The sequence below is a fragment of the Paraburkholderia fungorum genome (assembly GCF_902833645.1).
GTDB lineage: Bacteria > Pseudomonadota > Gammaproteobacteria > Burkholderiales > Burkholderiaceae > Paraburkholderia > Paraburkholderia fungorum.
In genome coordinates, this window is sequence record NZ_CADFGE010000001.1 from 247,157 (window position 1) to 259,071 (window position 11,915).

Here is an 11,915-nt window from a genome sequence, read left to right on the forward strand (position 1 = left end):
AAACGGCGTTGCAGCGGTTTCATCCCGTCCGCTGCGCCTCGGCGAAAACGAGGCTCTTTACTGCTGCTGAATCCGCGCGTTCTTCATCAGATCGACCACGACCTGTGCGGTGGCCTTCTCCAGCGCGACCTGTTCAAGCTGCTTGCGCAGCGCGTCCTTGATCTGGTCGTATTGCGGAATCTGCGTCGGACGCTTTTCGTCGACACGCAGAATCCAGTAGGCGTCGCCGATTTGCACCGGCGTGCTCGACACGCCGCCTTGCGGCAACTTGACGAGCGCTTCGGCGAGCGGCTGCGGCCAGTTCTGTGTGTTACCCGGCTGGATCGGCGTCTTGAACGAAATCCAGTTCATCGCGCCGCCTTGAGCCGCGCCCGGGCCCTGGCTGTACTGTTTCGCGAGTTGCGCGAAGTCGGTGCCCTTCTTCAGTTGCGTGAGCACCGTTTGAGCGGTGTCGGCATCTTTCACGGCGATTGCGCTCGGCTTGTATTCGTTCTCACCGAGGGTCGCGACGATCGCGTCGTATTTCGCCTTTACGTCGGCATCGGTGACTGGGGTGGGCTTCACCTGATCGCGCAGATACGCGGCGGTCATCGCGGCCGTCCTGGCCTGTTCGACGGCGGCCACGACTTGCGGACGCGATTCGTAATGCTGCTTCTCGGCAGCCTGGCGGAACAGTTCACGCGCGATCAGCTGGTTCTTCACCGATGCGCGCAATGCAGGTGTATCCGGCACGTTCAGCGCACGCACGGCCTGGTCGAGTTGGTCCTGCGTAATCACAACGTTGTTGACACGCGCCACGCCGTTGGCGGGCAGCGGACCGCCGACGGCATCCGCTGCCTTGTCGGCTGAAGGTTTTGCGGTCGGCTTGTTGGTCGCGTGCGCTGCGGGCAGAAAACCGGCGGCAAGACCGAGCGTGGCGATCAACGTGGCGTTGCGAATCGTGGCGGCGATCGGACGATGTTTCATGTGAACCTCTTCAGAGTGACCAGTTGAGTGTGGCAAGCAGCACGGTGGCTTTTTTCCCCAGTGCGGCGGGTTGCAGCAAGGCCTGACCAAGCAGCACCTCGCTAGTGACGGTTTGTGTTTTGTAGCGCCATTGCGCGCGTGCGCCGATGCCGGTGCCCATGAGCGTCGGCCAGCCGCCCTGTGCGACCAGATGCGATTTGCCGCCGTCGAGAAAGACGTAGGGTTCGAGATGCGCGTCGTGCCAGACCGGCACGTTCTGCCACGCGGCCTCGTTGCGCAGATAGAAGCCGCTGTCGCCGGCAATCCCGCCTTCAGTGAAGCCACGCACGGAATCCATGCCGCCGAGGAAGATCTGCTCGTTGCCGAACATCGCGACATGGCTGTACTGGCCGCGCAACGTGCCGCGATAGGTCCATTGCGTGCCGGCCAGCGTGCCGAGTGCGATCTGCAGCGTGGCAGTGGCGTCGACTTTCGTGAACTGGCTGTGCGCATCGACTTCGTCGATATCGGGGGCGTCATGACTAGCGGAGAGCCACGGTAAGCCTTGCGACACGCCGACGTCCCACGTCGCGGCCGCGGCCTGATCTTGCGCAACGAAACGGCGCAAACCATTCAGGCCAACGCGCAACACCGTGAGGTCCTGCGGCGCCAGGTCGATGCCGTTCAGGTTGCGTTCCGTGCGCATTTTGGTCAGCGTGATGTCAACGCTTGTGCGACCGGTGCGAGAGCGCGTCAGCACATCGTTCCAGCCGAGGATCTGACTGAAAGTGCGTCCTTGCAGTAGCGCGACATCGCTGATGGTCTGCTGGTATTCGGACAGCGAAGTCGTGTAGCTGAAGGTCTGATAGCCATACGGCGCCGCTGCGGAAAACACCACCGCGTTGCTGTCCTGCGTGCCGACGTAGTTGAACGACAACGACTCCTGCAAACCGATCAGGTTGTCCGCTTCGACGCCAGCGCGATAGCGCAGCGTGCCGGTTTGCGAGCTGCCGTAGTTGTCGATGCCGAGGTCGTAGAAAACACGGTCGCCGTAGTGGTTGGTGATTGCCACCGCCGAGTCGCCCGGTGTCTCGCCCGGCATGATCTGGATTTCAGCCTGATTGCGACGAAGCCGGTTGATCTGGTCCACGCCCTGTTCGAGGTCAGGCAAGCGCAGCACGTCACCAGTGCTGTCGCCGAAGGCCCACGCGGTGCCCGCGTCGGTCAGCAGGCCGCCGCCGTGCGTCGTGTACCACGGCTCTTCAGGATCGCGCGGACGCAGCGGTTTGCCGTTCAGCGTGAAGGCCGATACCTTGCCGTCGACGATGCTGATTTTCAGCGTACCCGAGGCGAGATTCTGCGCGCCGAGATATGCACGCGTCGTGATGTAGCCGCGTGCGATGAACGCTTCGGTCACGCGGCGCAGCAGCAGGTTGATACGGTTGCGGCCGAGCTGCCTGCCGATGAACGGGGCGGCGATCTCATTGAGCGCACTCGCGCCAAGGACCTTGTCGCCGGTGAACTCAATGTGGTCAATTCTGAAGAGCGGCGCGACGTCCGGCAGGGTCTCGACATCCGCACCTTCGGGGAGATTGACCACTGTCGGCTGCGGCACTTCGATCTGTGGAGGCGGCTGCTGGATTTCGTCGCGCCGCCGGCGATCGCGTTGCTCTTGCAGGAGACGTTGCGCCGGGTCCTGTTCGGCGCGCACGGGTGCACCGAAGGGCACGCCGCCTGGCGCCCCCGCATTCGGCAAGCCCGGCGGCGTTTGCGCGAACCCGCGCACCGCTGCGGCGCCGGCGAGTATCGCCAGCGTGCAGCGTGCGAGCCGGGGCACGCGGCGCTGCGTGGTCCGGTTGATGGCGTGCTCCATGGCCGACCTCATAGGCCGAACCACGACACGAGGCCGAGGTGGTTGTGATTGCCGATCGTGACCGGCGCGCGATACGGCGCGCTAATCGTGTTCACGCCGCCCGCGGCTTTGATGCCGCCAGGCGCGTTGAACGCGCCGCCTTCAATATCCGCCTCGCCAGTCAGCTCGACCTGCCCGCTGCCGCCAATGAACAAGCCGCCCGTGTCGGCCGCGAAAATCGCCGACCACGCGTTGCCGAACCACGCTTTGAGATCGTGCGTACGGTTGATCGCGGTGTAGCCGAGTACGGCTTGTGCGAGGGTCCTTGGCGCGTCGAGTTTGAGCGTGCCTTCCGCCGACACGAGGCCGCCCGTGTTGGTGATCTGCGTGCCGGCCTTCAGCGTGATGTCATTGTTCGCCTGGATCACGCCGCCGTAACCCTGCACGTTGCTCGACGAACTCGAACTGCAGAAGAAGAAACACGTTCGATGAAACGACGCCTGGCCGGTAAAGATGGCCTGCGTCAATAACTGGTCGCGCGCGGTGATCGAAATCGAACCGCCGACGGTCGGGCTTTTCGGGTCGATTTGCGCGAGAATCGTGCCGCCGATGTTATGAACGTTCTGCGCGGCAATCGTCACGTTGCCGACGTTGGCGCTCAGGTAGGAGAGTTTGTCCGGATCGGCGAGCGCGCCGTAGTCCACATTGAAACCGTCGTCACGATGTTCGACGAAAATCAGGCGCCAGCTACGGTCTGAATAGCTGACCGGCGCGCCGCCATTCACACCGCTCGAATGATCGACGACGTTGTCGACATCGCCGCCCGCCGTGATCGTCAGATTCTGATTCGACAGGATGCGTGCGTTCTGATTCGTCAGGGAGCCACCGGCCGTCACGGACACATCGCCCGCCGCACCGTACACGACGCCAAGCAGGCCTGTCGGTGTCGACTGATTCAGTATGTTGCCGGTGGCATTTAGCGTGACCGCGCCGAGCGACGCCGAATCGAGCGTGTTCTTCTGCTGGCCTTGTATCAGCGAACCTACGTTGGCGATATCGCCGGTGCTGGTCAGCACCACGCCGCTGGTGGTCGAAGCGACCACGGATTGCGCCGTGGCGTCCTGCGCCAGCGCGATGCCCCCACCGCTCATGTCGATACCGGCATTGGCAAGCAGGCTGCTTCCCGTCAGGCTGACTGCGCCGCTCGCGCTCAACGTCGCCGAACCACTGTTCGCCTTCAGCTTCGTATCCGATAACGTCACGCTGTCCTGCACTTGCAGATCGAGATTGTTCTGCGCCGTCAGCGTCGTATTGGCGAACTGCACGGAGCCGTTCGACGACAACGTGAAATCGCCGAGCGATGCGTTCATCGGCCCAGCGCTGCGCACGCCCGGGCCTCTATCGGTGACGATCAGTTGCACACGGCCGCTCGTCAGGCTGCCGGCGGCGGTGATGTCGATAGCGAATGAATTAGCCGTGGCCGCGCTGGTGGATGGGCTCAGCGTGAGCCAGTCGTTGCTGTTGTCGTTCGGCGAAACCGCCGTGTTCAGCGTGACATTACTGTTGCCGGCCACCGCGCGCACGTAGGCGGTCTGCGACGTGAAGCCGTTGGTGAGCGGCCCGTTGATCTGCACATTCTTCGCGATCAGATCGAGGCCGATCAACGCGCTCGCCAATCCTTGCGGCCCGACGACGATCGTCCCCGTGCTGGTGTCGAGCACGATGTCGCGTTCCGGAATTCCCGCTACCGGAACGGTGTCCTTGAAACTGACGTGCCCAGTGGTCAATGCGACACGGCCCGTATTGACGAATGAACCGCCATTAACCGTAATGCCGTTCGGATTGGCCAATATCACGTTCGCACGCGAGCCGAGCACGTCAATTCGCCCGCTAATAATGCTGGGATTGGTACTTGTTACCTGATTGACAATCGTTCGGGCATTAATACCGACGTTATTTAGTGACGCGCCGGCTGCGTCTACGTTGAAACTGCTATAGGTGTTATTTGAAACCCCGGCTACTGTCGGCGCGATATTGACCGTCTGGTGGCCATTCGCTGCGGTTGAAACTGTTGTCGCAGTTCCGCCGTCAATAGCAATGCCCGCCGCACTCGCGCCTGAAGGGGCGGCGGCCAGCAATACAACGATCAGCCTGATTGTTTGATGATGCGGACGCGGCTTCCCGCGGCCCACATTCCTACCCCGTGCACTCCGGAACATTCTTGTTTTCACGCAACTTTTCGTTGCGGACTCTCTTGATCGGTTGGTCTTTCTCGCGCGGTTTCAGGGAACCGCGTCTTTCGTATGATCAATAACGGCGACGATCGAGAGTTCTTTAGAGTTATTCGGGAGTTTTTTATTATCCTAATATTACATTTTCATTATATAAGAAAGGCATTTGAAATTATTTTAATTCGATATTATTCATTTCAAATGCCTGATTATTCCGGCTGCATAATCCGATTCACGCTGCGTGCGTGAAACGTCATTAACCGCGACTAATCACCTGCTTGCGGCCTGCCTTGACGCGCGCCAGATGCGCGTCGTCCCATTCATAGAAACCAGCACCGCTGCGTACGCCCACCCGCCCCGCGTTCACCTGTGCACGTAGCAGATCGAGGACGTCTTCGGCCTTGGCGAGTTCCGGCATCAAATGCGTGGAGATATCGAGGAAGGTATCGAGGCCGCCCATGTCCGCGCCCTCAAACGGCCCGACAATTCCCCACCGGCGCCCAAGCGACGCCTTCATGACCCGATCGACCACGTCAGGCGTCGCTGCCCCCGAGCGCACGATGTTCAGCGCCTCGCGCAGCACGGCGAACTGCAACCGGTTGCCGACAAAACCCGGAATCGCCTTCGCCAGCACCACCGGCTCCATACCGATCGCGCTCATCAAAGCAGCGGTACGTTCGGTGACTTCCGGCGCGGTCGCGGTGCCCGGCACGACTTCGACAAGCGGGATCATGTGCGGCGGATTCCAGAAATGCGCGATCAGAAAACGCTCTTTCGCGCGCAACGGAGCAACCAGTTGATCGGGCGGAAAGCCGCTGGTGTTGCTTGCAAGAATCGCGTCGTCTGCCATCAGCCCGGTTAACGATGCATACAGGCGATGCTTCAACTCCAACACTTCGGGAATCGCCTCGATCACGAATTGCGCCGACGCCATAACGTCGAGTTGCGCATGCGTCTCGATGCGCGCGAGCGCCGCGTGTTTGGCACCATGGTCGATGCGTCCGCAGTCGATCAGTTCGTCAAGCACCGCTTCCGCCTTGGGCGCCACGCTAGCGAGGCGCGCCGGGTCGACGTCGTGAACGATCGTCCGATGCCCATGCAGCGCGCTTTGCGTCGCAATACCGACGCCCATCAATCCCGTGCCCACTACGCCTATGACTGCCTTATCCACGCCGCTCTCCTGCTGCCATCGATGAAAGCTTTCAAGCATAGCGCAGCGCGCCGTATTTCAAGCCCGAACGCGACAAAGCCGGTCTTCCGCGAGGAAGGACCGGCTTTGTGGACTTCACGCCGCGTCACGCGGCGCCGTCATGCGCGCATTAGTAACGCGGGGGCGGCGGGCGACGGTCGTCGTGATGATGCGGATCGTAGTCGTGCGGATGATGACGCATCCAGTCGTCGTGAGCCCAGTAGCGGTGGCCGTCGTAGTAACGATCGCCATGCCAGCCGATGTTGATCGACACGCCCACCGGCATCATGTGCGGCTGACCGTACACCGCCGGTCCCGGACCATTCTCGACAACCACTCGTTCCTGAGCAAAAGCGCTGCCGGCCGCGAGCAACGCGCCACCTGCCAGCAAGGTTGCAACAATCGAACGCGACGTCTTGTTAAAGGTTTTCATCGTGACCTCCCATGCAAAGTTTTATATCAAGCCGGCGTCCGTGTTCGGCCTGCGTCGAACCGCGATTTTGGGTTCGGACCGGACGCCGTACGCTTGAAATCAACTTTAACGGTGCAAACCGCATGAAAACGTGAGCACTTGTAAGCACACGTTTCGTAGAAAGGGACGGATGAAGACGGGCCTTTTGGGCGCTCGGCGCTCGTCTGAAGCGGATGCGCGATAGATCAATCAAATGGCAGCGCGGCGTCGTGTCAGCCACCGTTACACTCATTTCGGCCAGGAAATATTCGGAAAAGTGCGGAGTGGGATGGGGACATTCAAAAACAAAAGCCACGGCACGCATTTCGCGGGCGGTGGCTTCAATAAAGCGGGCGCACTCGAGGTGCGCGCCCGGACGCGGTGGTCCGCGCTCAGGCCGTACAGCTTTCTTCTTAGTCGCTCAGCTTAATGCCGAACAACGTGGCTTGCGCTTTGCGCATGCGCTCTGCTTCGCGGCTACGCGCTGCATACGAGTAGTCCGAATCCAGCGGCAGATGGGGCGACGCAAAGAGGTCGCTGACCTTTTGGAACAGTGCAAAAATGTAGCTCATGGCGACTCCCGGTTGGTTACTGCATTTGTTAGGGTTTTCCCTTAAGAAACATTATAGGGTTTTCCCTAGGCAAAAGCTAGTGCAATGCAGCAATTTCTTGGGTGCGATGTGTTGCCACAGGGTTTTTGTGCATGGTGCGTCGCATCATGACAACGTCCCCTTTTTCAAATTTCAGATCAAACCGTCCGCCTACTGAAACGCAATCCCCGCTGGCGCCCGCTGCGTGCGGGTTCCGAGCTTGTCATGCTTTACGGGGGCCGAACAGAGCGGCATTGACGGCGACCGCCGCAGCCAGCTTTTGCCGGCGCGGCGGTCGCGAAAAGTCAGTGGGAGTTGGCTGCTTTCGGCTTGTGCGCGTGCTGTGCTCGCGCGCTGCGTTTGCCATGAGTCGGCGCGGCTGCGGCTGGCTGGAGTGCCGCGGGTGCGGCTGCGCCAGATGCGGCAGTGGCCGCCGCTGCGGTAGCCATCGCCAGGTGGGTATCGAGCAGGCTGGCCATGGCGGCCTGCTGGTTCTGCATCATCTGTTCGAGGCGGTGCTGCTGGGACGTGGTTTCACGCGTCAGGCGCATCAGAAGCACGGTCTGCGTGATGCCGATCGCGACCGTCATCAGCAACGCGCCCACCACGATCGACAGCATCCATTTCATGCGGCGTGAATGGTCGGTGGCGGCGAGGCGCTGATCGGCAATCACGCCATATAACGCGTCGACGGTATCGGCGAAAGCCGTCGCCCGCGCGCGGTCGAGTTCAGGCGCGGCACGCAGCGCTGCCGCGGCGGCTTCGGCGCGCTGGGCTTCCCGGAAAGAGGGTGCAGCAAAAGCAGCGCTTGCGGCTGCCGCAGGCGCAGGCGCCGATGCGGAAGCATTACCCGGCGTGGACGTGGGCGTTGTACCCAGCTTCGATCCAGCAGCCACCACGCCGGCGCCAGTTTCAGGCGAAGAGAACACCCGCGCTGCTCCGGCCTCGGCTTCCGTCGAAGACGGCGCGCGCTCCGCTCCAGCTTTCGCAGGCCCGGCATTCGCGGCGTCGGCGCCGGCGGCTTCCCGCGAGGCCGTCGTCGCCTTGGTAAAAGTCGCGGCGAAGCGCTGCGGCGGCATGGCCGGTTTCGCTGCGCCCGAGGTCGATGCAGTCGTTGCATCCCCCGTCGTGGCGCCCGATTCAGCCGCCTGGCGCAGCGCGGTCACACTTCGCGCGACAGTAGCCGCTGCCATCGCCGATGTGAGCGGCGCGGCCGCGTCGCGTGCCGATGTTGCCGGCTTCTCTTCGGCTGAAGCCTCGGTGGCCGCCTTGGCGTCGTCGAAAGCCACTCCGCCAACCAACAATGTCGGCGCCTCGACCGCCTCCGGCTCGAGGCCGCTCAATTGCGCATACACCGGCGCCGGTTCTTCGGATTTCGTGGTGCGCGGCGCGCGACGCGCGGCCTTTGCGTCCAGCGACAAGCCGTCGGCATCGATCGCTCCAACAGCGGCCAGCACCACATCGGGTAATTCGAAGCCGTGCAGCGTGCCTTGCCGGACGTCGATGTTCATCGCTTCCAGCGTGGCGCGGGTGGGATCGTCGGGGAACAGATCGAGCGTGCTGTCGTCGCGCGAGGCATCGCTCAGTTGCGCGAGACGTTGGGCCGAGCGCGCGGCGCGCGCGAGTTTGTTTTCAGTTTCGGTCGAGACGGTGGCCTGACGCCGCTTCTTCGAAGCGGTGCGCTGAGGCCGGGACTGCGTGGATGCTGCGGAATCTGCCATAGAGAAAAAAGCGGTCGTCGCCGGAAAGCGGGCGCCGGGCACCGCTCGTCAATACCATTGGAATTTTTCGAGACCGCATTGTCGCATGGCCGCCCGCCCCAGCCGAAGCCATTCGCCGACGTTTTTTCCGTTTTTAAGACGACGTCTCGTCCTGCCGGAACTGCCTGACACCGTGCAGCTGACGCAAGCGTGCGCAGATCGCTTCATATTCCGTATTCGACACGCGATGCAACGTGATTGTCACTTCGTCGCATTCCGGTGCATCGTCGCTTTGCTGCATCACGAATTGCTTGACGCGTGGGCTCGCGGCGCCGAGTTCGTCGTGCAGCGAATGGAAGGTCAAGGTGCCGCGCTCAACGAGCATCGTCAACTGACGCCGCTGCTTCATCGTGATGAAGCGGCGCTCGAGCGGCTTGATCCCGGCAAGGATGATCAGAATGATGATGGTCGCGGCAATCGACGCCGTATACAATCCCCCGCCGACCGCCAGCCCGATTGCCGCGACCGACCAGAGGCTTGCCGCCGTCGTCAGCCCGCGCACGATCTCGCCGCGCAGCAAGATCGACCCCGCACCGAGAAAGCCTATGCCCGAGACCACCTGAGCGGCCATTCACGACGGATCGAGCACAATGTGATCAGCCGACAGCACCTCGGTAAAGCCGTAGGCCGAGACGATCATGATGAGTGTCGAACCCACGCAGACCAGCATATGCGTGCGCAATCCCGCTGCCCATGAGAGCCGCTCGCGCTCGAAGCCGATCACACTGCCGAGTGCGGCGGCCAATACCAGACGGGAAATGAGTTCAAGGTTCCCCATTGTTTTCTCCTTATTCAAGACTATTTGACGCGTATTGCGCGCCTGTGGCGGAGTGTCAGCAGCGGCGGTTTTTGCTTTATGCTTGCCCGAACGCACGTGCTCAGAAAGCGACAAGCCGGGTCCGCAGGCGCCTCGAATGACCGCAATTGACCAACCGAACTATGCAAAGCATGACCCATCCCGCTTCCACAATCGCCCTCGCCGCCACACTGCGTGATCACTTCACTCGTGTGGTGCTGCCACTGTGGCGCGGGCCTGGTTTCAATACCGCATTGAAGCTGCCGTACGAAGCAGTCAGCGCCGAGGGTCCCGAACCGTTGCCCGCGCAACGCTACCGGGCGATGGCGTGTGCGCGGCAGTTGTTCGTGTTCTCGCAAGCGGGCGATGCGGCTCATGCCGAGGTGCTATTCGACTCGCTGGTCCACACCTTTCAGGACACGCGCCATGGCGGATGGTTCTATAGCGTGGATGCGCAGGGTGCACCGCTCGACAGCACCAAAGACCTGTACACCCATGCGTTCATCGTATTCGCCTGCGCGGAATATGCCGGCCATTCAGGCAACCGGGACGCACTGGACGTCGTGCATCGCACGTCGGCACTGATCCAATCGCATTTCGCGGCGGATGACGACCTGTTGAACGCCGCGCTCACGGCGGATTTCGCCGGCGTGACCGGCACGCCGATCCAGAATCCGCTGATGCATCTGACCGAAGCCTGGCTGTCCGCCCGCCACGCCACGCGCGACAGCGCCTTCGACGCCCCGTTGCGCCGTCTGGCCAGCGCGGTCGCCCGTCACTTCGTCCATGCGCCGACCGGCTGCATTGCCGAGTTGCCGATTGGCTCCGAAGACAACCGTCTGGAGCCGGGCCACCAGTTCGAATGGTTCTGGCTGGTCAAGCAGGCGGGCGCGTTGTTCGAAGGCTCCGGTCTCGACGAATCTCTGACGCGCGCGTTCAGCTTCGCGCAGCAGTATGGCGTGGACCCGCAAACGGGCGGTGTGTGCGCCTCGCTCGACGAAACCGGGGAGATCAAGGACGCCACCCAGCGGATCTGGGCCCAGACGGAGTATTTGCGTGCCCTCGCAAGCCATGGCGACGCCGCCGCGCTCGCCGCGCTGCCGCGGCAAATCGAGCTCTTCCGGCAACGCTTCCTGCGTCCGCAAGGCTGGTTCGAATGCAAAACGGCCGCCGATGAAGTGGCCCGGGCCGACATGCCGTCGACCACGCCCTATCACCTTGCGACCGCTTATGGCGCATTGCCGGCCTAAACACCGGCCGTCCTCTGCCTGCCGTCGGCGTTAAAAGCCGACCGGCCGGTCGATCAATAGGCTTCGCGTTGCCAGGGGCCCCAATCGGCGTCGGCAGTTTTAAATCGCGTGTAGGTCGCGCTTTGTCCGGTGGGGGTATCCGATGTGTCGCCGTGCGGCTTTTTATCGGTGGTGTGAAGGGCGAAAGCCTGGTGATTTTCGGTGTCGATCGTGATGCGGCCGACCGGATCCAGGGCGCCTTCCTGAGGTAATTTCGACTCCAATATCGCGAGATAAGGTGTCAAACGACTCCAGAACGAGGTAAGTTCTTCTTGCAAATAATGTGTCAATGTTTTTCCTGGAAAAGTAATACAAGCAGTTTACCCTACCGGCCGAGGCATTCCTGCAAATGCTTTCCAGGCCTCAAAAAGGCCTGATCGGGGGAATACCCGAATACTGGTTGATTGGCGTCCATCATAAAGACGTGATACAACTCTCACTTCGCGCTCGATCTCACGTTGAGAAATAGCGGTCGCGAATGCAACACACAACATTTATTGGATCAAAAATGGCAACAGGTACTGTGAAGTGGTTTAACGATGCAAAGGGCTTTGGCTTCATCACGCCGGACGACGGCGGTGAAGATCTCTTCGCGCACTTTTCGGAAGTTCAAGGCAGCGGCTTCAAGTCCCTGCAGGAAAACCAGAAAGTGACGTTCGAAGTCAAGCAAGGCCCGAAGGGCAAGCAGGCTGCGAACATCCAGCCGGCCTAAGTACCTTCCGGTACTTGAAGCACCCTTAGGCGTTCGCGTCTAATGCAAAATGGCCCGCTTTCGCGGGCCATTTTCTATGGCAGATGCCCTCTTTTGGGGC

10 protein-coding genes and 1 pseudogene are annotated in these 11,915 nt (G+C 61.6%); 2 read left to right on the forward strand and 9 right to left on the reverse strand.

Features of this window, described 5'->3' with window-relative positions:
* Nucleotides 1–57: 57 nt before the first annotated feature.
* From HWX91_RS01015 to HWX91_RS01050, 8 genes and pseudogenes are all read right to left on the reverse strand, one after another.
* The gene (locus HWX91_RS01015) at nucleotides 58–966 is read right to left on the reverse strand and encodes a peptidylprolyl isomerase (protein WP_028196072.1); all 909 of its coding nucleotides are present in this window, start codon (nucleotides 964–966) and stop codon (nucleotides 58–60) included.
* A 10-nt stretch (nucleotides 967–976) separates the two neighbouring features.
* On the reverse strand, nucleotides 977–2,818 hold the full coding sequence (locus HWX91_RS01020; RefSeq protein ID WP_081833028.1) for a ShlB/FhaC/HecB family hemolysin secretion/activation protein: 1,842 nt from the start codon (nucleotides 2,816–2,818) through the stop codon (nucleotides 977–979).
* 8 nt (nucleotides 2,819–2,826) lie between these two features.
* A complete protein-coding gene (locus HWX91_RS01025; RefSeq protein ID WP_081833027.1) occupies nucleotides 2,827–5,016 on the reverse strand; it encodes a two-partner secretion domain-containing protein in 2,190 nt (729 codons plus the stop codon).
* Nucleotides 5,017–5,284: 268 nt separating this feature from the next.
* Nucleotides 5,285–6,160, reverse strand: a complete 876-nt coding sequence (locus HWX91_RS01030) for a 3-hydroxyacyl-CoA dehydrogenase family protein (RefSeq protein ID WP_244144004.1) — start codon at nucleotides 6,158–6,160, stop codon at nucleotides 5,285–5,287.
* A gap of 187 nt (nucleotides 6,161–6,347) precedes the next feature.
* On the reverse strand, nucleotides 6,348–6,650 hold the full coding sequence (locus HWX91_RS01035; RefSeq protein ID WP_028196068.1) for a hypothetical protein: 303 nt from the start codon (nucleotides 6,648–6,650) through the stop codon (nucleotides 6,348–6,350).
* A 431-nt stretch (nucleotides 6,651–7,081) separates the two neighbouring features.
* Nucleotides 7,082–7,240 carry a hypothetical protein gene (locus tag HWX91_RS01040; protein ID WP_167346801.1) on the reverse strand — a complete coding sequence of 53 codons (159 nt, stop codon included), beginning with the start codon at nucleotides 7,238–7,240 and terminating at the stop codon, nucleotides 7,082–7,084.
* A 323-nt stretch (nucleotides 7,241–7,563) separates the two neighbouring features.
* Nucleotides 7,564–8,979: a hypothetical protein gene (locus HWX91_RS01045; RefSeq protein WP_028196067.1), complete on the reverse strand. Its 1,416-nt coding sequence runs from the start codon at nucleotides 8,977–8,979 to the stop codon at nucleotides 7,564–7,566.
* 133 nt (nucleotides 8,980–9,112) lie between these two features.
* Nucleotides 9,113–9,796 (reverse strand): annotated as a pseudogene (locus tag HWX91_RS01050) (MgtC/SapB family protein).
* Nucleotides 9,797–9,957: 161 nt separating this feature from the next.
* Here HWX91_RS01050 and HWX91_RS01055 point away from each other — a divergent pair.
* The gene (locus HWX91_RS01055; protein ID WP_028196066.1) at nucleotides 9,958–11,064 is read left to right on the forward strand and encodes an AGE family epimerase/isomerase; all 1,107 of its coding nucleotides are present in this window, start codon (nucleotides 9,958–9,960) and stop codon (nucleotides 11,062–11,064) included.
* A 53-nt stretch (nucleotides 11,065–11,117) separates the two neighbouring features.
* On the opposite strand, the gene HWX91_RS01060 is transcribed toward HWX91_RS01055, so the two are convergent.
* Complete coding sequence (locus tag HWX91_RS01060; protein ID WP_028196065.1) at nucleotides 11,118–11,393, reverse strand: hypothetical protein; 276 nt, start codon at nucleotides 11,391–11,393, stop codon at nucleotides 11,118–11,120.
* A gap of 218 nt (nucleotides 11,394–11,611) precedes the next feature.
* On the opposite strand from HWX91_RS01060, the gene HWX91_RS01065 reads away from it, so the two are divergent.
* On the forward strand, nucleotides 11,612–11,815 hold the full coding sequence (locus HWX91_RS01065) for a cold-shock protein (protein ID WP_007178724.1): 204 nt from the start codon (nucleotides 11,612–11,614) through the stop codon (nucleotides 11,813–11,815).
* Nucleotides 11,816–11,915 lie beyond the last annotated feature (100 nt).